The 21,631-nt window shown below is 58.7% G+C and carries 20 protein-coding genes; 11 read left to right on the plus strand and 9 right to left on the minus strand.

Annotated elements, in window-relative coordinates; all coding sequences use genetic code 11:
• The first annotated feature begins 88 nt into the window (after positions 1 to 88).
• From MME58_RS19225 to MME58_RS19235, 3 genes are read left to right on the plus strand one after another with little or no spacing between them, the layout of a single operon-like run.
• Positions 89 to 757 carry an ABC transporter ATP-binding protein gene (locus tag MME58_RS19225; RefSeq protein ID WP_054984321.1) on the plus strand — a complete coding sequence of 223 codons (669 nt, stop codon included), beginning with the start codon at positions 89 to 91 and terminating at the stop codon, positions 755 to 757.
• Complete coding sequence (locus MME58_RS19230; RefSeq protein ID WP_055004847.1) at positions 757 to 3,234, plus strand: ABC transporter permease; 2,478 nt, start codon at positions 757 to 759, stop codon at positions 3,232 to 3,234. Before MME58_RS19225 ends, MME58_RS19230 begins: the two co-directional genes overlap by 1 nt.
• The gene (locus MME58_RS19235) at positions 3,224 to 4,303 is read left to right on the plus strand and encodes a lipocalin-like domain-containing protein (RefSeq protein WP_055004848.1); all 1,080 of its coding nucleotides are present in this window, start codon (positions 3,224 to 3,226) and stop codon (positions 4,301 to 4,303) included. Before MME58_RS19230 ends, MME58_RS19235 begins: the two co-directional genes overlap by 11 nt.
• Here MME58_RS19235 and MME58_RS19240 read toward each other — a convergent pair.
• Positions 4,264 to 4,500 carry a hypothetical protein gene (locus MME58_RS19240; RefSeq protein ID WP_233590938.1) on the minus strand — a complete coding sequence of 79 codons (237 nt, stop codon included), beginning with the start codon at positions 4,498 to 4,500 and terminating at the stop codon, positions 4,264 to 4,266. The two genes, MME58_RS19235 and MME58_RS19240, sit on opposite strands and share 40 nt — an antisense overlap.
• Positions 4,501 to 4,810: 310 nt before the next feature.
• Between MME58_RS19240 and MME58_RS19245 the strand changes: the two genes are divergently transcribed.
• The 4 genes from MME58_RS19245 to MME58_RS19260 all read left to right on the plus strand — a co-directional run bounded on the left by MME58_RS19245 (position 4,811) and on the right by MME58_RS19260 (position 9,905).
• The gene (locus MME58_RS19245; RefSeq protein WP_055004849.1) at positions 4,811 to 6,583 is read left to right on the plus strand and encodes an N-acetylglutaminylglutamine amidotransferase; all 1,773 of its coding nucleotides are present in this window, start codon (positions 4,811 to 4,813) and stop codon (positions 6,581 to 6,583) included.
• A gap of 3 nt (positions 6,584 to 6,586) precedes the next feature.
• The gene (ngg, locus tag MME58_RS19250; RefSeq protein WP_054984317.1) at positions 6,587 to 8,335 is read left to right on the plus strand and encodes an N-acetylglutaminylglutamine synthetase; all 1,749 of its coding nucleotides are present in this window, start codon (positions 6,587 to 6,589) and stop codon (positions 8,333 to 8,335) included.
• Positions 8,336 to 8,413: 78 nt separating this feature from the next.
• A complete protein-coding gene (locus MME58_RS19255) occupies positions 8,414 to 9,610 on the plus strand; it encodes an osmoprotectant NAGGN system M42 family peptidase (protein WP_002552559.1) in 1,197 nt (398 codons plus the stop codon).
• Between the two features lie 67 nt (positions 9,611 to 9,677).
• Positions 9,678 to 9,905 carry a YheU family protein gene (locus tag MME58_RS19260; protein WP_003314533.1) on the plus strand — a complete coding sequence of 76 codons (228 nt, stop codon included), beginning with the start codon at positions 9,678 to 9,680 and terminating at the stop codon, positions 9,903 to 9,905.
• A 43-nt stretch (positions 9,906 to 9,948) separates the two neighbouring features.
• Here the strand turns inward: MME58_RS19260 and csrA are convergent, their stop codons facing one another.
• The 4 genes from csrA to MME58_RS19280 all read right to left on the minus strand — a co-directional run bounded on the left by csrA (position 9,949) and on the right by MME58_RS19280 (position 12,978).
• On the minus strand, positions 9,949 to 10,143 hold the full coding sequence (gene csrA, locus MME58_RS19265; RefSeq protein WP_054984316.1) for a carbon storage regulator CsrA: 195 nt from the start codon (positions 10,141 to 10,143) through the stop codon (positions 9,949 to 9,951).
• A 169-nt stretch (positions 10,144 to 10,312) separates the two neighbouring features.
• Positions 10,313 to 10,645 (minus strand): YnfA family protein, encoded by a 333-nt coding sequence (locus MME58_RS19270; protein WP_054984315.1) that lies wholly within the window; start codon positions 10,643 to 10,645, stop codon positions 10,313 to 10,315.
• A gap of 1,036 nt (positions 10,646 to 11,681) precedes the next feature.
• Entirely contained in the window at positions 11,682 to 12,497 is an 816-nt protein-coding gene (locus tag MME58_RS19275; protein ID WP_055005917.1) for an SDR family oxidoreductase, read from the minus strand.
• A 103-nt stretch (positions 12,498 to 12,600) separates the two neighbouring features.
• The gene (locus MME58_RS19280; protein WP_054987647.1) at positions 12,601 to 12,978 is read right to left on the minus strand and encodes a DUF2784 domain-containing protein; all 378 of its coding nucleotides are present in this window, start codon (positions 12,976 to 12,978) and stop codon (positions 12,601 to 12,603) included.
• A 317-nt stretch (positions 12,979 to 13,295) separates the two neighbouring features.
• Here MME58_RS19280 and MME58_RS19285 point away from each other — a divergent pair, with 317 nt between their 5' ends.
• The gene (locus tag MME58_RS19285; RefSeq protein WP_002552554.1) at positions 13,296 to 13,454 is read left to right on the plus strand and encodes a DUF3309 family protein; all 159 of its coding nucleotides are present in this window, start codon (positions 13,296 to 13,298) and stop codon (positions 13,452 to 13,454) included.
• A 116-nt stretch (positions 13,455 to 13,570) separates the two neighbouring features.
• On the opposite strand, the gene MME58_RS19290 is transcribed toward MME58_RS19285, so the two are convergent.
• The 3 genes from MME58_RS19290 to MME58_RS19300 all read right to left on the minus strand — a co-directional run bounded on the left by MME58_RS19290 (position 13,571) and on the right by MME58_RS19300 (position 16,627).
• Positions 13,571 to 15,229, minus strand: coding sequence for a cation acetate symporter (locus tag MME58_RS19290; RefSeq protein ID WP_055005918.1), 1,659 nt, complete (start codon positions 15,227 to 15,229; stop codon positions 13,571 to 13,573).
• Entirely contained in the window at positions 15,226 to 15,537 is a 312-nt protein-coding gene (locus tag MME58_RS19295; RefSeq protein ID WP_002552552.1) for a DUF485 domain-containing protein, read from the minus strand. Before MME58_RS19295 ends, MME58_RS19290 begins: the two co-directional genes overlap by 4 nt.
• Positions 15,538 to 15,772: 235 nt before the next feature.
• Positions 15,773 to 16,627 carry a glycine betaine ABC transporter substrate-binding protein gene (locus MME58_RS19300; protein ID WP_054987644.1) on the minus strand — a complete coding sequence of 285 codons (855 nt, stop codon included), beginning with the start codon at positions 16,625 to 16,627 and terminating at the stop codon, positions 15,773 to 15,775.
• 1,165 nt (positions 16,628 to 17,792) lie between these two features.
• Here MME58_RS19300 and MME58_RS19305 point away from each other — a divergent pair.
• The 3 genes from MME58_RS19305 to MME58_RS19315 all read left to right on the plus strand — a co-directional run bounded on the left by MME58_RS19305 (position 17,793) and on the right by MME58_RS19315 (position 20,620).
• On the plus strand, positions 17,793 to 19,091 hold the full coding sequence (locus tag MME58_RS19305; protein ID WP_054987643.1) for an alpha/beta fold hydrolase family protein: 1,299 nt from the start codon (positions 17,793 to 17,795) through the stop codon (positions 19,089 to 19,091).
• A complete protein-coding gene (locus MME58_RS19310; RefSeq protein ID WP_054987642.1) occupies positions 19,084 to 19,896 on the plus strand; it encodes an MlaA family lipoprotein in 813 nt (270 codons plus the stop codon). Before MME58_RS19305 ends, MME58_RS19310 begins: the two co-directional genes overlap by 8 nt.
• A gap of 133 nt (positions 19,897 to 20,029) precedes the next feature.
• On the plus strand, positions 20,030 to 20,620 hold the full coding sequence (locus MME58_RS19315) for a DcrB/PsbP domain-containing protein (RefSeq protein WP_055005919.1): 591 nt from the start codon (positions 20,030 to 20,032) through the stop codon (positions 20,618 to 20,620).
• A 31-nt stretch (positions 20,621 to 20,651) separates the two neighbouring features.
• Here the strand turns inward: MME58_RS19315 and MME58_RS19320 are convergent, their stop codons facing one another.
• Entirely contained in the window at positions 20,652 to 21,560 is a 909-nt protein-coding gene (locus tag MME58_RS19320) for a LysR family transcriptional regulator (RefSeq protein WP_054987640.1), read from the minus strand.
• Positions 21,561 to 21,631 lie beyond the last annotated feature (71 nt).

The following is a 21,631-nucleotide window of genomic DNA, read 5'->3' on the forward strand; positions in this document are numbered from 1 at the left end:
CGCAGATGCTGCCAGCTCGCACGATATTCCCTACAAGCACGCGCTCAGGCGCTACTCTTTAGCGTCTGTCAGAACAATTGGACCGCTCATGCTGCACGTGCAAAACGTATTCAAGCGCTACACCACGGCACAGGGACCGCTGGATGTCCTGCGTGGTGTCGATCTGCACCTGGCACAGGGCGAAAGCCTGGCATTGATGGGTGAATCCGGCAGCGGCAAGAGCACGTTGCTGCATCTGGTGGCGGGCCTTGACCAGGTCGATGACGGCAGCATCGACGTCGCAGGGCAACGCCTGGACCTGATGAACGAAAACCGGCTGGCGAACTGGCGACGTACCGAAATCGGTCTGGTGTTTCAGCAGTTCAACCTGATCGGCAGCTTGAAAATAGCAGACAACCTGGCGTTTCAGGCACGACTGGCAGGGCGATTCGATGCGGCCTGGCAGGCGCACCTGATCGAACGTCTGGGTCTTGGGGCGTTGCTGGATCGTTATCCCGAACAACTGTCCGGCGGACAACAGCAACGGGTGGCGATCGGTCGCGCGCTTGCGGCACGGCCCAGCCTGCTGCTGGCAGACGAGCCCACCGGCAATCTCGACGAAACGACCAGCGACGAAGTGCTGCAATTGTTGCTGGATGTGCTCGCCGACAGTCCCACCAGCCTGCTGATGGTTACTCACAGCCCACGGGTGGCTGACCGACTGGCGCGCAAAGTGGTACTGCATCTGGGTCGCCTGGCTGTCGAAGGCGAGCGCTGATGCCGGTTTTCTACTGGACCCTGCGCGCCTTGCTGAGCCACTGGCGACGCCATCCCGTGCAGTTTTTCAGTGTGCTGACCGGCTTGTGGCTGGCCACCGCGTTGCTGACCGGCGTTCAGGCGCTCAACAGTCAGGCACGGGAAAGCTATCAGCGGGCCAGCGAACTGATCGGCGGTGAACCGCAAACCAGCATCGCGGCACCTGGCGGGGCCTTGTTCGCTCAGGATCTGTTCGTCCAGTTGCGCCGTGAAGGCTGGCCGGTTTCGCCCGTCCTGCGCGGGCGAATAACGCTCAAGGGCCTGGAGAACCAACGGCTGCAACTGGTCGGCATCGAGCCGCTGACGCTGCCGAACAGCATGCTGGCCGGACAGACGCTGGACTCCGGTCAGATCGTCGATTTCCTCACCCCGCCCGGAGCGACGTGGATATCGGCGCAGACCCTCCAGGCACTGGGGTTTGAAGAAGGTCAGCAACCCTTGGCCGAAAATGGCGTTGCCCTGCCGCCGCTGCGCATCAAACCGGACATGGCCCCCGGCGTGCTGCTTACCGATATCGGTTTTGCCCAATCCTTGCTCGGCTTGACCGATCAATTGTCCAGCCTGCTGCTGCGAAAGGATTTCGCGGCTCGCGACCCGCAATTGCCGGCAGCCCTCAGAGGTCAACTGGCAATCAGCAAGACAGGGGAAGAAAACAACCTGCAACGCCTGACCGAAAGCTTTCACCTGAACCTGAGCGCACTGGGTGTTCTGTCGTTCGGAGTGGGATTGTTTATCGTGCACGCAGCCATTGGCCTGGCACTGGAGCAACGTCGAGGCCTGTTGCGCAACCTGCGTGCCTGTGGTGTCAGCGCACGCCTGCTGATCACTGCCTCGAGCATCGAACTGGGCGCACTGGCCCTGGTGGGCGGTGTGCTGGGGGTGATCAGCGGCTACCTGCTCGCCAGCCTGCTGTTGCCGGACGTTGTAGCCAGTTTGCGGGGGCTTTACGGTGCCGAGGTCGCCGGTCAATTGAACCTCAGCCTGTGGTGGTGGCTCAGTGGGATCGGACTGAGCCTGCTGGGCGCACTGCTGGCCGGTGTCAACAGCCTGTTGCGTGCGGCGCGCCTGCCCTTGCTGGCATTGGCCGATGCCCAGGCGTGGCAGCAGGCCCATGCACGATGGCTGCGGCGGCAAGCCTGGGTGGCAGCAGCCGGAGCACTCGTCGCCCTGGCAGCGCTGTTGTTCGGCAACAGCCTGTTGGTGGGTTTCGTACTGATGTCCGCCCTGCTGTTCAGTGCCGGGCTAGGCCTTCCGGTGCTGCTGGATGCCATGCTCGGAGCCCTGCTGACCCGCAGTCGTTCGGTGCTGGGGCAATGGTTTCTGGCCGATTGCCGACAGCAACTGCCCGCGCTGAGCCTGGCACTGATGGCCTTGCTGCTCGCGATGGCCGCCAATGTCGGCGTGGGCAGCATGACCTCCGGCTTTCGCCAGACGTTCAATAGCTGGCTGGAACAGCGGCTGACTGCCGAACTTTACGTCAGCTCGCAGGACCCGGCACAGGCCGGGCCATTGCACACCTGGCTGAACCAGCAAGCGCAAATCAGCGCAGTGCTGCCCAACTGGCAAGTGGCGCTGCAAGTTCAGGGGTGGCCTGCCGATCTGTTCGGTGTGGTCGATCACACTACCTACCGCCAGCACTGGGAACTGCTTGAAGCGGTAGAAGGCGATCCATGGAGTCTGCTACGTGACGAAGATACCGTGATGCTCAGCGAACAACTGGCGCGTCGTCTCAAGCTGGCGCTGAACGACACGCTGAGCATCCCGGTGCCTGCCGGCCAGTGGACTGCGCGCATCGTCGGGATCTACGCCGACTATGGCAACCCCAAAGGCCATCTGCTGGTCAACGAAAAACACCTGCTCGCCCACTGGCCAGGATTGAACCCGTTTCGTTTCAACCTGAGGGTCGATCAGGCCGCGATTCCTCCTCTGGTGAAGCAACTGCAGGAGCGCTTCACGCTCGACGACAATCACATCATCGATCAGAGCCAGATCAAGCGGTGGTCAACCCAGATTTTCGAACGCACGTTTTCCGCGACCGCCGCCCTCAACAGCCTGACACTGGGGGTAGCGGGCGTCGCGTTGTTCATCAGCCTGCTGACCCAGAGCCAGAGCCGGCTCGGACAGCTTGCCCCGTTGTGGGCGCTTGGGGTGACGCGACGGCAGTTGATGCTGCTGAACCTGGGACAGACCTGGCTGCTGGCGATTCTGACATTGCTGTTCTCCATGCCGCTGGGCTTGATGATTGCGTGGTGTCTGGATGCGGTGATCAATGTCCAGGCGTTTGGCTGGCGCCTGCCGCTGCAAGTCTACCCGATGCAATTGTTGCAATTGATGGCGCTGGCAATGCTGGCGACCCTGCTGGCCTCGGCCTGGCCGCTGCTGAAGCTGTACCGCAGCCGTCCAGCGGATTTGCTGAGGACCTTTGCCAATGACCATTAAGTGGCCGATGCCATTGGCGCTGGTACTGCTGCTGGGTGCCTGCGATGAAACACCGAAGCCTGAAAGCGGCTTTGCCGGGCTTGGAAATGACGCAAACGCCTACACCCAGGTCAGGCCGGGACGGGTATTTTCCTTCCCCGACGACCATGGCCAGCACCCCGGCTTTCGTATCGAATGGTGGTATATCACGGCGACGCTGAAGGATGACACCGGCCAGCCGTTCGGCGTGCAATGGACCTTGTTCCGCAGCGCCTTGCGACCCGGCGTGCAGGCCGGCAGCGGCTGGAACGAAGGCACTGTCTGGCTGGGCCATGCGGCGGCGACCTCCAGCAGCGGCCATTACGTGGCAGAGCGTTTCGCACGTGGCGGTATCGGACAGGCGAACGTGACGCAAGCCCCCTTCTCGGCGTGGATCGACGACTGGACGTTCACCAGTAGCGCCAGAACAGGAGATCCGCTAACCAGCATGCAATTAAAAGCCAGCGGCCAGGATTTTCGCTATGACCTGAACCTCACGTCCAGCAAGCCTCTGGTGTTACAGGGTGAACAAGGCTACAGCCAGAAATCGGAGGCGGGCCAGGCGTCGTATTACTACAGCCAGCCATTTTTCGACGCCAAAGGCAGCGTGGAAATACAGGGCAAGTCCTATCAAGTCACCGGCAATGCCTGGCTGGACCGGGAATGGAGCAGCCAGCCACTGACCGCCAACCAGAGCGGCTGGGACTGGTTTTCGCTGCAACTGGCAGACGGCGACCGCTTGATGCTCTACCGCATCCGTCACAAGAACGGCGACCCCTACCTGACCGGCAACTGGATCAGCGCCGACGGTACCACTCGATTGTTGCAGGCCAACGAGATCAGTCTGGAGCCATTGAAAGAAACCTTGCTCGGCGAGCATAAAGTGCCCACCCGCTGGAGAGTCAGGGTCACTGACAGAAATCTGGACATTACCACCGATGCACTGAACCCCGCAGCCTGGATGGGCGTGAGCATTCCCTACTGGGAGGGCCCGGTGAGGTTCAGCGGGAGTCAGGAAGGCGTGGGGTATCTGGAGATGACCGGGTATTGAGCGGGTCTGCTGGCAGTTGCGCCTTCAATTCGAATGTCCTTGCGATCAGCCTTGAAGCAAGACAACAGCAAATCCTCCATCGGCGACTGGGCATCCTGCATGGCGGCGATGCGCGCGTTACCCAACTGCAACTGTTCATCCCGTCGGCCCCCAGATAACAGGTCTTCGGTCTGTTTCTTCTTCGCAGCCGCCAGCACCCTGTACCCCTTTATGCATGCCGAGTGAATTGACGTGCTTTTATGTGCCCCAAACCAGCGTGCTGCAAACATCACCGTCAATGAGCCGAATCCCCTTTACATGTCAGAAAAATCCGCCCTGAAGCCGATGCGGCAAGCACGACAACAACCCGGACCCGGTGAAAGCATCAATTCCAGAAGCGCGCACCCAACCAGCTGAAAACAAACGCTTATAACTTTTTGATCTAAAACTACCATGCCCTCACTGGGTCAGTTTCTGGGTGACTGCACTTTCTCAGTCACCTCCCCAACGGAAACCCGGTAAGGACTTATGTGCGGATTAGCAGGCGAACTTCGTTTTGACCATCAACCAGCGGACCTTGCCGCTGTTGAACGTATTACCCATGAGCTGGCGCCTCGCGGCCCGGATGCGTGGGGGTTTCATAGCCAGGGGCCGGTTGCCCTCGGTCATCGCCGTCTGAAAATCATGGACCTGTCGGATGGGTCGGCGCAGCCGATGATCGACAGTCATCTGGGCCTGTCCATGGCCTTCAACGGTGCTATATACAATTTTCCCGAACTGCGAGCCGAGTTGGAAAGCCTTGGCTATCAGTTCCACTCCGGCGGTGACACCGAAGTCCTGCTCAAGGGCTACCACGCGTGGGGCGCAGACATGCTGCCCAAGCTCAACGGCATGTTCGCCTTTGCCATCTGGGAGCGTGACAGCAAGCAGCTGTTCATTGCCCGTGACCGCCTCGGCGTAAAGCCGTTGTACCTGTCGAAAACCGACAAGCGCCTGCGCTTCGCGTCCTCGCTGCCTGCCCTGCTCAAGGGCGGTGATATCAGCGGGATGCTTGATCCGGTGGCGCTCAATCATTACCTCAACTTCCATGCCGTCGTACCTGCGCCGCGCACGCTGCTGGCCGGTGTCGAAAAACTTCCGCCTGCCAGCTGGATGCGTATCGACGCCAGTGGGAAGGTCGAGCAAAAAGTCTGGTGGACGCTGCCTTACGGCCCTCACGATGACGAGAAAAACCTCACCCTTGAAGATTGGCGCGATCGCGTACTGGACAGTACCCGTGAGGCAGTGGCAATTCGTCAGCGTGCAGCGGTCGATGTCGGCGTGCTGCTTTCCGGTGGCGTCGACTCCAGCATGCTGGTTGGCTTGTTGCGTGAAGTGGGTGTCGAGGACCTGTCGACCTTCTCTATCGGTTTCCAGGATGCCGGTGGCGAGCGTGGCGACGAATTCCAGTATTCCGATCTGATCGCCAAGCATTACGGCACACGCCATCACCAATTGCGCATTCAGGAAAGCGAGATCATCGAGCAGTTGCCTGCGGCGTTTCGCGCCATGAGCGAGCCGATGGTCAGCCACGATTGCATCGCCTTCTACCTGCTGTCACGTGAAGTGTCCAAACACTGCAAAGTGGTACAGAGCGGCCAGGGCGCTGACGAACTGTTCGCCGGCTACCACTGGTACCCTCAGGTGGATGGCGCGAGCGACCCGGTTGCGGCTTATCGCGATGCATTTGTGGACCGCAGCTACGCCGAATACGCCGAAACGGTACAGCCGAAGTGGCGCACGCCCAACGACGCAGCCGGTGATTTCGTTCGCGATCATTTCGCCCAGCCCGGTGCCAGCGCCGCAGTCGACAAGGCTCTGCGCCTCGACAGCACAGTGATGCTGGTCGATGACCCGGTCAAGCGCGTCGACAACATGACGATGGCCTGGGGCCTGGAAGCACGTACGCCGTTTCTCGACTACCGCCTGGTCGAACTGTCGGCCCGTATCCCCGGCAAGTTCAAACTGCCGGACGGTGGCAAGCAGGTCCTGAAAGAAGCTGCACGCTTGGTCATTCCTTCGGAAGTGATCGACCGCAAGAAGGGCTATTTCCCGGTTCCCGGCCTCAAGCATTTGCAGGGTGACACCCTCAATTGGGTGCGTGAACTGCTGACCGACTCCAGCCAGGATCGCGGCCTGTTCAACCCGGCCATGGTCGATAAATTGCTGACCAATCCCGAGGGCCAGCTCACGCCATTGCGCGGCTCCAAGCTGTGGCAACTGGCAGCGCTGAACCTGTGGCTCAGCGAACAAGGATTGTGATTGATGAAACAGAACGCGACGACTTATAGCCAGCGCCTGCTGCGCGGCCAGTCGCCCTCGTACGAACGTCTGCAGGCGCGCCTTGCCGAAGATGGCAGTCAGATAGAGGCGGAGCCGTTGGCCCTGCACTGCGGCTGGGGACGCTTGCTGATCGGTCACACCTACCCTGATCCAGCAGCGCTGGCTCAGGATCTGCTCAACGAAAAGCCCGGTGAGCGCGATATTGCCCTGTATGTGGCTGCGCCGCAGCAAGTCCTGGCGCAATCGCCGCAACAGCTGTTTCTCGACCCTTCCGACACGCTCCGTCTGTGGTTCAGTGATTATCGACCGGCGCATCGGGTGTTCCGCGGGTATCGAATCCGCAGGGCGCACAACGAAGCCGACTGGCAGGCCATCAACAACCTGTATCTGGCACGCGGCATGCTGCCCATCGACCCTGAACTGCTTACGCCGCGTCATGAGGGTGGCCCTGTCTATTGGGTGGCCGAGGACGAAGGCAGCAACACGATCATTGGCAGCGTAATGGGCCTCAACCACCAGAAAGCCTTCAATGACCCGGAAAAAGGCAGCAGCCTCTGGTGTCTGGCGGTCGACCCGCAATGCACGCGGCCTGGTGTGGGCGAAGTGCTGGTGCGGCATTTGATCGAGCATTTCATGAGTCGCGGCCTGAGTTACCTGGATTTGTCGGTGCTGCACGACAATGACCAGGCGAAGGCGCTGTACGCCAAACTGAACTTTCGCAACCTGCCGACCTTCGCCATCAAGCGCAAAAACGGTATCAACGAGTCATTGTTCCTCGGCCCCGGTCCGCAGGCGGACTTCAATCCGTATGCGCGGATCATTGTCGAGGAGGCGCATCGCCGCGGCATTGACGTCCAGGTGGACGACGCAGACGCCGGGTTGTTTACCCTCAGCTACGGCGGTCGTCGTATCCGCTGCCGCGAGTCGTTGAGTGATCTGACCAGCGCGGTGAGCATGACCCTGTGTCAGGATAAAAGTCTGACCCATCGTGCGTTGAAGGCTGCCGGCCTGCGCTTGCCCGCACAGCAACGGGCAGGCAGTGCAGATGATAATCTGGCATTTCTTGAAGAGCACGGGCAGATCGTGGTCAAGCCGCTGGATGGCGAGCAAGGGCAAGGCGTTGCGGTTGATCTGCGCACCATCGATGGCGTGCAAACCGCCATCGAACAGGCTCGTCAGTTCGATACTCGCGTGATCCTGGAAAGCTTTCATGAAGGCCTGGACTTGCGCATCGTGGTGATCGGCTTCCAGGTGGTGGCTGCAGCCATCCGTCGCCCAGCCGAAATCATCGGTGATGGCCGCCACACCATCAAACAGTTGATCGAAGCGCAGAGCCGTCGTCGTGCAGCGGCGACCGACGGCGAAAGCCGTATTCCGATGGATAAGGAGACCGAGCGCACCGTGCGCGAGGCCGGTTTTGACTACGCCGATATCCTGCCGATGGATCAGCGTCTGGCTGTGCGCCGCGCTGCCAACCTGCACACAGGCGGCTGCCTGGAAGATGTCACGGCGATTCTGCACCCGGTGCTCAGCGATGCAGCAGTACGCGCAGCGCGGGCCCTGGACATCCCGGTGGTCGGCCTGGACCTGATGGTGCCTGCCGCCGACCAGCCCGAGTACGTGTTCATCGAAGCCAATGAACGCGTGGGCCTTGCCAACCACGAACCGCAACCCACCGCCGAACGTTTCGTCGATCTGTTGTTTCCGCACAGTCTGCCTGTGCATATCTGATCGCAGTTGCGGGCACAGGCTGCAAACGGCTATCAGCCCTCGCAGCCTGTGGCCTGCACTGTTCCATAAGGAGCATCCATGACCCCTGCAAATATCCCCGATCCGGATCTGAAATACCTGCAGAAAGTTCTGTTGGAAATGCTCGCGATTCCAAGCCCGACCGGTTTCACAGACACCATCGTGCGTTACGTGGCCGAGCGTCTTGAAGAACTGGGCATCCCGTTCGAGCTGACCCGCCGCGGTACCATCCGCGCCACGCTCAAGGGCAAGCAAAACAGCCCTGACCGTGCAGTATCGGCGCACCTGGACACCATCGGTGCAAGCGTTCGGGAAGTCAAAGACAACGGCCGCCTTGCGCTGGCCGCCGTCGGTTGCTGGTCAAGCCGGTTTGCCGAGGGCAGCCGGGTCAGCGTGTTTACCGATACCGGTGTGATCCGCGGCAGTGTTTTGCCATTAATGGCTTCCGGTCATGCATTCAACACCGCTGTGGACGAGATGCCGATCAGCTGGGACCACGTCGAGTTGCGGCTGGATGCATATTGCACCACGCGCGCCGACTGCGAGTCGCTGGGCATCGGCATCGGCGACTTTGTGGCATTCGACCCGCTGCCGGAATTCACCGAGAGCGGGCATATCAGTGCCCGCCACCTGGATGACAAGGCCGGCGTTGCGGCGCTGCTTGCGGCGCTGAAATCCATTGTCGACAGCGGTGCCGAGCCATTGATCGATTGCCATCCACTGTTCACCATCACCGAAGAAACCGGTACGGGCGCAGCAGGCGTGCTGCCTTGGGACGTGAGCGAGTTCGTCGGCATTGACATCGCACCGGTCGCACCTGGCCAGCACTCCAGCGAACACGCGGTGAGTGTAGCCATGCAGGACTCGGGCGGCCCGTACGACTACCACCTGTCCCGCCATTTGCTGCGTCTGGGCGTGGAGAATGAGTTGCCGGTACGCCGTGACCTGTTCCGCTATTACTACAGCGATGCGCACTCGGCTGTGACCTCGGGGCACGACATCCGTACGGCGCTGCTGGCCTTCGGCTGCGACGCGACTCACGGTTACGAGCGCACGCATATCGACAGCCTGGCAGCACTCAGCAAATTGCTGGGGGCTTATATCCTCAGCCCGCCGGTATTCGCCAGCGATGCCAAACCGGCGCAGAGTTCACTGGAGCGGTTCAGCCATCAGATCGAACATGACGCACAGATGGAATCCGACACCCGCGTCCCCCCGGTCGACAGTCTGATCGGACAGAATCGCGAGGAGAGTTGAGGCCTTGTGAATTGCGGTGCCTGGCACCGCAGTTCTATCATCGCAGCTCATCGACACGAGAACCGCCATGCTGATCCCTTATGACCAACTGGAACCTGACACCCTCACTCGCCTGATAGAGGATTTCGTCACCCGTGAGGGCACCGACAATGGCGACGAGACGCCACTGCAAACCCGCGTGTTGCGTGTGCGGCATGCGTTGACCAAGGGCCAGGCGGTGATCTTTTTCGATCTTGAGAGCCAGCAGTGTCAGTTGATGCTCAAGCACGATGTGCCCAAGGAGTTTTTTGAATAATCCTTCGGACCTGAACAGGGTTCGACAAGGCGAACCATGTCACCTAGTGAGGCGGCATTGTTGCCTGCTGCGAAAGCTTGTTGGCGATTCGCTTGTAGACCTCGGCACGGTGAATCTTGATGTCTTTCGGGGCATTGATTCCGAGCCTGACCTGGTTGCCGTTGATGCCCAGAATCTGCACGGTGATGTCATCACCAATGGAGAACGTTTCGCCAATTTCCCGCGTCAGTACCAGCATTTTTCCCACCCTTTCATTGCGCAAAGGAGGCAGGGTGCATCGCGAAACAGGGCGCTTCAATGCGCTGATGGCAAATCAGTAAGGTCCTGCAATCCCGCCGGAAAAGGCTGAAGGAAACGCCTTACTTCCTAGCGAAATCTGTAGGAAATTTCGTTTAAGACTGGGGTTCTCACGACGCAGCCCAACGGGGCCCAAGCAGAATGATCGTCGCGCCGGTGACACAGAAAGCCAGACCCAGCCAGTCCGTCCCCAGCGGTCTGACCCGCTCGACCAGCCCCAGCCAGGCAATCGACGCCACGATGTAAATCCCGCCATATGCCGCATAGGCCCGCCCGGCATAAGCTGCCTCGACACGCGTCAGCAACAGTGCAAACAACGTCAGGCTGATCAGCGCAGGAATGACCCACAGCGCGCTCTTGCCTTGGCGCAACCATAGCCAGAAAGCATAGCAGCCGGCTATCTCGAACAGGGCCGCGAGGAAGAACCACAGATAATTGAGCACAAAAGGTTCTCTGAAAAGGGGCAGGAAAGATGGGCGCAACCCTATCAGAAAAGAATGCGCTCATGATCGTGATGACAGTGGGCATGGAGCGCGACAACTGTCCGTCACGCATCGGAATGCAGTTCAGGAGTATATGCGTCCTCGAGACGACGCAGAGCGTCGAGAACTGCATTCCCACGCAGGAGCGCGGGAACGATCATCGCAACTATCGTACGACGCTCTGCGTCGCATGCCGTTCCGGACGCTCCGCGTCCTCTTGGCGACGCAGAGCGTCGAGAACTGCATTCCCACGCTGGAGCGCGGGAACGATCATCGCAACTATCGTGCGACGCTCTGCGTCGCATGCCGTCCCGGACGCTCCGCGTCCTCTTGGCGACGCAGAGCGTCAAGAACCGCATTCCCATGCTGGAGCGCGGGAACGATCACCACAACCATCGTGCGACGCTCTGCGTCGCATGCCGTTCCGGACGCTCCGCGTCCTCTTGGCGACGCAGAGCGTCAAGAACCGCATTCCCACGCTGGAGCGCGGGAACGATCACCACAACTATCGTGCGATGCTCTGCGTCGCATGCCGTCCCGGACGCTCCGCGTCCTCTTGGCGACGCAGAGCGTCAAGAACCGCATTCCCATGCTGGAGCGCGGGAACGATCACCACAACTATCGTGCGATGCTCTGCGTCGCATGCCGTCCCGGACGCTCCGCGTCCTCTTGGCGACGCAGAGCGTCAAGAACCGCATTCCCATGCTGGAGCGCGGGAACGATCACCACAACTATCGTGCGATGCTCTGCGTCGCATGCCGTCCCGGACGCTCCGCGTCCTCTTGGCGACGCAGAGCGTCAAGAACCGCATTCCCACGCTGGAGCGCGGGAACGATCATCGCAACTATCGTGCGACGCTCTGCGTCGCACGCCGTTCCGGACGCTCCGCGTCCTCTTGGCGACGCAGAGCGTCAAGAACCGCATTCCCATGCTGGAGCGCGGGAACGATCACCATAACCATCGTGCGACGCTCTGCGTCCGGTCTTGATGCAGGGCTTCAGGCATGCCCTTTCTGTGCCTTGGCGCGCATCTTTGCACACATGACCGTCATTTCGTCATACATCGCATGTGGCTGTTTGCGCTTCATGTCCCAGGCCATTCGACCTTCTTCGTGGGGCAGGATCATGAACTCGCCTTCGGCGATCTGCCTGAAGATGTGATCGGCAATATCCGCTGCAGTGATCGGCGACTTCTCCAATAGTCGGCCGATCTGCGCTTTCATTGCCGGCGTCGGACCGCGGAAGGAATCCAGCAGGTTGGTCTGAAAAAATGACGGGCAGACCACATGCACATCAACACCCTGGTCGTGCAGCTCGACCAACAGGCTTTCGGAAAGCGCTACGACCCCCGCCTTGGCGACATTGTAATTACTCATCGCCGGGGCCTGCATCAATGCAGCCATCGACGCAATGTTGACGATTTTGCCTTTGCTGGCCTGCAACATCGGCAGGAACGCCTTGCAGCCTTTGACCACCCCCATCAGGTTGATCGCGATCTGCCAGTCCCAGTCTTCCAGTGACAACTCGTCGAAAAAGCCACCCGACGCCACACCCGCATTGTTGACGATGATGTCGATGCCGCCGAAGCGCTCTTCACATGCCTGAGCAAATGCGGTGAGCTGACTGTAATCGCGAACGTCGCAGCGCTGAACAAAACCGTCACCACCCGCCTCGCGCACCAGCGCCAGGGTCTCCTGCAGACCGGCATCGTTGATGTCCGACAGCGCCAGTCGCCAGCCTTCGCGCGCCCAGCGCAGTGCAATTTCACGGCCCAGACCCGAGCCGGCGCCAGTAATCATGATGCGGTTTTGCATAGCGAGTGCCTTGTGATGTGCAGGAGTTGCCTGAGTGTAATCACAGCCAGGGCTAGGCAACCCCACCATCAAGGCGCTGAATGCCAAGAGCAAACCCGTAGCTTCATGAGCGTCGCACACGCGACACAAAACGCAGCAGTAACGGGCCGTATACCACCACATTGACCAGTAAAACGATGCCGCCCAGCCAAAGCTGTATGCCCGGTGTAAGCCCGGCCGGATAAATCAGCGGAACAAGATAGTGCTCAACGAACCCACCGCTGTAACCCTGTTCACCCGCAGCGCTGCGCAGTGTGTTTTCCAGCGGTGTCAGCGGGCAATACAGGTGCAGAAACTCGACGGCGCTCCCCCACACGGCTGCCGGAACGTGCAGTAACGCCAGCCACGGCCTGCTCAATACCAGCAGACCGCCGAACAGGACGAACACGATGAACAATAGATGAAACATGACCACGGCATCTGCCGCCACCCGATACACCATTTGCACGACCTCTTGCGGGGTTATTGATTACGCTCACCGGCGCGAATCAGACGAGACCTTTCATGGCCGTTAGTTCAATATTTTTTAAGACCGTTTCAAGCACTTTCTGCCAACTAAAGTTGAAACATTGTCGGACAAAAATGCATCAAATCCCTGATTTTAATGATTTTTTAAATATGTAAGAAATTATTTAAAATAGATGAAACCTTTCCTGAACGGCCGTAGTCGGATGAGTCAGGCAGGTAAATTCCATACCCTCGGGTATGAAAGCTTCAACTGCATTCGTTAACTAACTTAAATGAAAGAGGGAACTCATCATGGGCATCGGCACTATTCTTATCATCGTTCTGATTCTGTTGCTGGTCGGCGGTCTGCCGGTATTCCCGCACTCGCGCAGCTGGGGCTACGGTCCATCGGGCATCATCGGTACTATCCTGGTGATCCTGCTGATTCTGGTGTTGCTCGGCAAGATATGACCTGCTGATTCACGCAATCGGTAGCTGTCAGTAAAAAACCCCGCTTTCTCAAGCGGGGTTTTTTATGGCGCGTGAAAAAGCAGCCCGGAGGCTGCTTCGTTCACTACTCCTGCGCCTTAGTGCGAAACCGCACCGCTGGCACCCAGTCCCGTTTGCGAGCGGACGAACTGCGGATAGAACAAGGCGCGCTCGCCCTCCGCCGCTTTTGACTTGTCGGTGATGGAGAAGAACCAGATACCCACGAAGGCGATGGCGATGGAAAACAGCGCCGGGTATTCGTAAGGGAAAATGGCTTTGGGGTTGTGCAGGATCTGCACCCAGATGGTCGGCCCCAGGATCATCAGTACCACGGCACTGATCAGCCCCATCCAGCCGCCAATCATGGCCCCACGAGTGGTCAGATTTTTCCAGTACATGGAAAGCAGCAGGATCGGGAAGTTGCAGCTCGCAGCGACCGAGAACGCCAGGCCCACCATGAACGCGATGTTCTGGCTTTCGAAGGCGATACCCAACAGGATAGCCACAACGGCAAGCGCAATGGTGGTGATTTTCGAGATGCGGATCTCGTCTTTCTCGTTGGCTTTGCCCGCCTTGATCACACTGGCGTACAGATCGTGGGAGACCGCCGAGGCACCTGCCAAGGTCAGGCCGGCAACCACTGCCAGAATGGTGGCGAAGGCTACCGCAGAGATGAAGCCCAGGAACAGGCTGCCGCCGACCGCATCGGCCAGGTGAACCGCTGCCATGTTGTTACCGCCCAGCAAGGCACCCGCTGCATCCTTGAACGCCGGGTTGGTGCTGACCAGCAGGATCGCGCCAAAACCGATGATGAAGGTCAGGATGTAGAAGTAGCCGATAAAGCCGGTTGCGTAGAGCACGGACTTGCGGGCCTCCTTGGCATCGCTCACTGTGAAGAAGCGCATCAGGATGTGTGGCAAGCCTGCAGTACCGAACATCAACGCCAGACCCAGCGAGAATGCCGAGATCGGGTCTTTCACCAGACCGCCAGGGCTCATGATCGCTTCACCTTTGGGGTGAACCTTGATCGCCTCGGAGAACAGCATGTTGAAGTCGAAATTGACGTGCTTCATGACCATCAGTGCCATGAACGACGCGCCGGACAGCAGCATTACCGCCTTGATGATCTGCACCCACGTGGTCGCCAGCATGCCGCCGAACAGTACATAAAGGCACATCAGGATACCGACCAGCACCACCGCAACGGTGTAGTCCAGACCGAACAGCAACTGGATCAGCTTGCCGGCACCGACCATCTGCGCGATCAGATAAAACGCCACCACCACCAGCGAACCGCAGGCAGACAGGGTGCGAATTTCCTTTTGCTTGAGGCGATACGAGGCAACGTCGGCAAAGGTGTATTTACCCAGATTACGCAGGCGCTCGGCGATCAGGAACAGAATGATCGGCCAGCCCACCAGGAAGCCGATCGAGTAGATCAGACCATCGTAGCCGGAGGTGTAGACCAGTGCGGAGATACCCAGAAAGGACGCTGCCGACATGTAGTCACCGGCAATCGCCAGACCGTTCTGGAAGCCGGTGATTTTGCCACCCGCCGAATAGTAGTCCGACGCGGTCTTGTTCTTTTTCGACGCCCAGTAGGTGATGTACAGGGTGAAGGCAACGAACACCACGAACATGACGATCGCGGCGACGTTCAGGGGTTGCTTCTGCACTGCGCCAGTCAATGCATCTGCCGCCCAGAGAGTCGGCGCGAATGCGGCCAGGCCAAGTGCTGCTGATAGGCGCCGGATCATTGCTGAGCCTCCTTCAGGATGGCGTTATTCAGGTCATCGAATTCGCCATTGGCACGGCGAACATAGATGGCGGTCAGCACAAACGCAGAGAGGATCAGCCCTACGCCGATCGGCATTCCCCAGGTAATGGTTGAAGTCGGGCTCAACTTGGCCCCCAGAATATGGGGTCCGTACGCAATCAAAAGAATAAAGGCCGCATACAGCCCAAGCATGATCGCCGAGAGAATCCAGGCGAACCGCTCTCTTTTGGATACCAGCTCCTTGAAACGCGGGCTGTTTTGAATCGAGAGGTAAATGCTGTCGTTCATTGTTTTTGTCCTCGCAGCACAGATGAGATGTCACGTAACGCACTTTAGTCCGGTCCGGCGCGCACTCCAGACGACCTTAGTATTAGAACGACACTAGCTGTAGATCGACCGCTTTGCACAGCGTCTATCTGCCGTCAGTCAGCCCATGCAGAAAATGCCATGATCCAGAAATGCTAAAGGCCGTCTGGCAATGGGACCAGACGGCCTTGAAACGGCGCTCTCAGCAGGTTGCAGGCTATTTGGCGGTCCATGCAGCAACACGATCCGGGTGTTTGGCTACCCATTCCCTGGCAGCGGCTTCAGGTTTGGCACCGTCCTGAATCGCCAGCATTACTTCACCGATTTCATCCTTGGAGGCCCACTGGAATTTTTTCAGGAAGGCCACGACCTCGGGGGCTTTTTTCTCCAGGCCCAGACTGGCAACGTTGTCGACGGTTTCAGCGGCACCGTAGACCCCTTTAGGGTCTTCCAGGAAACGCAGTTTCCACTTGGCGAACATCCAGTGCGGTACCCAGCCGGTGACGACGATGGATTTCTTTGCCTTCTCGGCACGGGTCAGCTCGGCAATCATGCCGGCGCCGGAGCTGGCCTGCAGTTTGTAACCGTCCAGACCGTAATCCTTGATGGCCTGATCAGTCTTGATCATTACACCCGAGCCAGCATCGATCCCGGTGATCTTCTTATTGAAGGAGTCATCGGTCTTGAGGTCTTCAATGGTCTTGGCTTTCACGTACTCAGGCACGATCAGGCCGATCTTGGCGTCCTTGAAGTTGGGGCCGTAGTTGACAACCTGATCCTTGTACTTGGCGTAGTACTCGCCGTGCGTGCCTGGAAGCCAGGCAGACAACATCAGGTCCAGCTTGTCGGTTGCCACGGCCTGCCACATGATCCCCGCTGCAACGGACTGCAACTTGACGTCGTATCCGAGTTTCTGCTTGATCACCTCGGAGGCCACGAAGGTGGTGGCGACACTGTCGGACCAGCCTTCCACATAGCCGATGGTCAGGGTTTTGGTTTCAGCAATCGCCAGCGTGGAGCTGACAGCAAGTACCAGAGCGGCACCCGCCCCCAGTATTTTTCGCATCATCATTGTCGCTTCCCCGGAAGTCTGCACAGACGGTTGTCAGCGCATCGTTAACGTTGTTTTCAAGACCGCACCCACGCCCGGCTTTGGGGCACGCTGCGCCCTGCACGCTTTGATCGCAGCCAAACGCACTGCACGCCACCTTGATCATCGACTTGCTGCGCGGACAGGCATGCTCTGTCTGCGACACCGGGACAACGGGAAACGACAACAACGATCCATCCACGACAAGGCTCAACGAAACACGCCTGAATGCAGCCACACCCCTACGCAACAAAACCGTGTAACAGTCGGTTGGAACCGGAAACGATACGATCGTCGTATAGACGCCGAACATCTGCAGCGCACCACTCTGGGTCATTCTGCAAAGGAAACAGGATGTGTTACCGCGAGCTGTTGAGCAACGCCCCGAACGGGTAACACTGAAACGTTTTTTGCGTCGTTACGCCCGCACGACACCTGCCAATAACCGTAACCCTATGATTTATATGATTTTTAAAAAGATGGCATGGGACCTGCTATATCTCCTGTACAACAAAAACAAGAAATGAAGCGGTAAACCAATAAAAACAAGACGTAACGGCTCTGACACAACAAGAACAAAACGGACAGAGACGCAGCTAACAGATTTTTTTGGAGTGGATCAGCTTTACAGGGACCTTTCGGTGAAAGGCCTCGCGACCGGACAGAGAACAATAAAACTACCTTCAGGTAGCTCCCGAACCGGTGGGATCAGGATATTGTGCAGACAGGTGATTAAAGCGAGTCAGCGCTCAAAAAAATACGTTTGCTCTTGACCCCGTCTGGGGGTCGCCCAACAACGCTGTAAAGGGACTGGCCGCCAACAACAATAACAGGCCGCCCTAGAACAATAAAAAGAGCAGGTAAAACACATTGGAGGAGAGCTTAGGTTCTCCTTTGTGTTTTGCGCCCCTCAAGAATCCGTCCCCTCGGCGGATATAGTCGTACTCAGCGCCGTACCTGCGTGCTCGAAGCGGTCAATCCAAGCCGCGCGCAAAAAATAAACCGTATATCTGCATTGCAAAATCCAAAGAACGTGTATTGTTCCGTCATAATTTACACGGTTAACCGGTGGATGCGGCACTTTGGCACTACACCTTGGTCATAGCCTGCGTATCTCATCAGCACTTCTTTCCCAAGGGATTTAGTCATGCTCCGTTTTCTGCGCTTCGCTACCGTTATAGGTGGCTTGTGTTTAAGTGCGTCCGCTCTGGCGACCAACGTCGACTCCGCCACCTATGGCTATCCGCTGACTAATCCGTTCGAAGCGACCATTGCAACCACCCCTCCCGATTTACGCCCCGATCTGCCTGATGATGAAGATATCGATCAGGACGTCTACACCCTGAACCTGCACCCGGAGCGTGAGTTCACCCTGCCCGACAACTTCTGGGCCGTGAAAAAACTGCACTATCGCCTGGCCAAACAAGACCACGCGGCACCGCTGATCTTCCTGATTGCGGGCACCGGCGCGCCTTATAACAGCACCATCAATGAATTCCTGAAGAAGCTCTACTACGGCGCGGGCTATCACGTCGTTCAGTTGTCATCGCCGACCAGCTACGACTTCATGAGTTCGGCCTCGCGTTTTGCGACCCCGGGGATCTCCTCGGACGACGCGGAGGATATCTACCGGGTCATGCAAGCCATTCGTGCCCAGCAGGCGCAGTTGCCGGTGACCGACTATTACCTGACCGGTTACAGCCTTGGGGCCTTGAATGCTGCCTTCGTCAGCCAGCTGGACGAAAAGCGCCGCAGCTTCAACTTCAAGAAAGTGTTGCTGCTCAACCCGCCGGTCAACCTTTACACCTCGATCAGCAACCTCGACAAACTGGTGCAGACCAACGTCAAGGGCATCAACAACACCACCACGTTCTATGAACTGGTGCTGGCCAAGCTGACCCGTTACTTCCGCCAAAAGGGTTACATCGACCTTAACGATGCACTGCTGTTCGATTTCCAGCAGTCCAAGCAGCACCTGACCAATGAACAGATGGCCATGCTGATCGGCACCTCGTTCCGCTTCTCGTCGGCCGACATCGCGTTCACTTCCGACCTGATCAACCGCCGCGGCCTGATCACCCCGCCGAAATTCCCGATCACCGAAGGCACCAGCCTGACGCCGTTTCTCAAGCGCGCCCTGCAATGCGACTTCGATTGCTACCTGACCGAACAGGTCATCCCGATGTGGCGCGCACGCACGGACGGCGGTAGCCTGCTGCAGCTGGTCGACCAGGTCAGCCTTTACGCACTCAAGGATTACCTGCACAACAGCCCCAAAATTTCCGTCATGCACAACGCTGACGATGTGATTCTGGGCTCGGGTGATCTGGGCTTCCTGCGCAAGACCTTTGGCGATCGTCTGACCGTTTATCCTTACGGCGGGCATTGCGGCAACCTTAATTACCGCGTCAACACCGACGCCATGCTGGAGTTTTTCCGTGGCTAAACGTCTTTTACTTCTTGCCGCTCTGCTCTGTGCCGGCACAGTCCAGGCCGCTGACGCGGATACCAGCAACAAGGCTCAGCACCCTGCCACCGTGGCCCGTCAGACCGATGCCGACGGTTTCACTCAGCCGCTGAAGTCGCTGCAATTCAACCCGGGGCTGGACCAGCGCGAGTTCGAACGCGCCTCCATCAATGCGCTGGAAGTCTACGACCCGCTGGAGTCCTGGAACCGCCGGGTGTACCACTTCAATTACCGTTTCGACGAATGGGTGTTCCTGCCGGTCGTGGACGGCTATCGCTACATTACGCCGGGCTTCGTACGCAGCGGCGTGAGCAACTTTTTCAGCAACCTGGGCGACGTTTCCAACCTGCTGAACAGTCTGTTGCAGTTCAAGGGTGAACGCTCGCTGGACACCACCGGTCGTCTGCTGCTCAACACCACCATTGGCATCGCCGGTCTCTGGGATCCGGCGTCCATGATGGGGCTGCCGCGCCAGAATGAAGACTTCGGCCAGACGCTGGGCTTCTACGGCGTGCCTGCCGGACCTTATCTGGTGTTGCCATTGTTCGGCCCATCCAACCTGCGTGACACGGGCGGCATGCTGTTCGACTACACCGCTGAAAACCAGATCAACTTCCTGAACGTTGCCGAAGTCAGCAGCGACCATCCGGAAATCACCGTGTTGCGTGCCATTGACCGCCGTTACGTCACCAGCTTCCGGTACGGCCAATTGAACTCACCCTTCGAGTACGAGAAAGTGCGTTACGTCTACACCGAGTCGCGCAAACTGCAGATCGCCGAATAAGCCTGACGCAGCAACAGAACGGCCAGCCGGAGTGATCTTGCTGGCCGTTTTTTATGGGCACTTTTACCTGCCCGGCCACTCGTATCCCTCGGGCACAAACGACTCGATCCACTCACAGACAAAAGGAATTTTCATGCGGTCTTTCGGTTTCAAGGCAATTGTTTTGGGCATCGCACTGGTAGCTTGCCAGAGCGTGGTGAGCGTTCAGGCGGCCACCAAGGCACAGGCCGCCGCGCCCGCCTCTGCTGCGCTACAAAAGGCCTCGCTGCTGGGTGGCAAACTGGCGTTTACCATCCCGGCAGGCTACGTGAAGGGCGAGATGCCCGAAATTGACGAGAAGGCCAAGGCGCAGGGAGTAACCGGGGCGCTGTATACCAATGCGGCTGAAAAGCGCGTGCTGATCGTTACCGAAACGCCGATGCCAATGGGCGTCCAGGCCAGCGATAACGACGGTGCAGTACTGGATGGACTGGTCACCGGGATACTTGCCCAGCAGAGTGCTGGCTACAAGGATTTCAAAAAGCTCGGCGACAAGAAGATCGTCAAGAACAATGGCCTGGGTGTACGTCAGCTGGATACCTCGGCGACCATGAGCGACGCTCAGGTGTTGAGCACATCGATCATTGCCGCGTCGGGTGCCCGCGCAGCCGTGCTCAACGTAGTCTCCAACGCCAAAAACCCGAAAGAACACGCCGCGCTGGTAAAGACTGTCATAGGCCAGTGAATCGGGAATCGGGTGGCTGAATCAGATTGGCTCAGTCCACCCGCAACGCCGCTGACAACCGCTCGACCAGCGCCTGCACCTTGGGTAGCGATTCGCGATTGCGCGGCCAGGCCAGATGCAAGGCCAGGCCGTCGGTGGCCAGTTGTGGCAGGATTTCCACCAGCTCGCCGCGCTGCAACTGCTCCTTGATCAGCCAGGTCGCCAACTGGGCAATGCCCCACGCCGATGTCACCGCGGCCACCTGCGCTTCGCCATTGCCGATAACCAGCCGCGCTTCGACAGCGCGCGCCTCCTGCTGCCCCTGATCGTCGACAAACAGCCAGGGGCTGGTGCTGCCATCACCACGGCCAAACAGAATGCAGGCATGACTGGCCAGGTCTTCGAATGTTTCCGGCCTACCGTGGCGCTGCAGATACGCCGGTGCCGCGCAGAAGATTACCCTTTCGGTGCCCAGATACCGGTGCGCCACACCCGCTGGCCAGACAGGCGGACCGCCAATGCGCACGGCCAGGTCGATCCCCTCCTCGATGATATCGACGAAGCGATCGGTGAAGGTTATCCGCGGGCGCAGCTTGTGATGCTCTCCGGTAAAAGCCAGGATTAACGGCAGCGCATGTAAGCGGCCAAAGGTCGCAGGCAGATCGATGCGCAATTGCCCGGCCGGCTCTGTGCGTTGTGCAGCAAGCGCGGTCTCGGCAGCCTCGAGGTCGGCAAGCATTCGTGTGCATACGACGTGATAGGCCGCGCCTTCTTCCGTGAGCGCCAGACTTCGGGTAGTCCGCTCGAACAAGCGCATGCCCAGGCGATTCTCCAGGCGCGCAACGCTTTTGCTGACCGCAGAGTTGGTCAGGTTCAAGCGTTCGGCAGCTGCCGTAAAACTCCCTGCATTGGCAACGGCGACGAAAGTTTCGATGCCCTTGAGACGGTCGGTGGACAGCACACTAACTCCAGATTAAAGAAATTAATTCCATAATGCGCGGAATATATACCAAAGATAGGAATGCTTTTCTG

This window comes from Pseudomonas syringae pv. tagetis (assembly GCF_022557255.1).
Classification (GTDB): Bacteria; Pseudomonadota; Gammaproteobacteria; order Pseudomonadales; family Pseudomonadaceae; genus Aquipseudomonas; species Aquipseudomonas caricapapayae.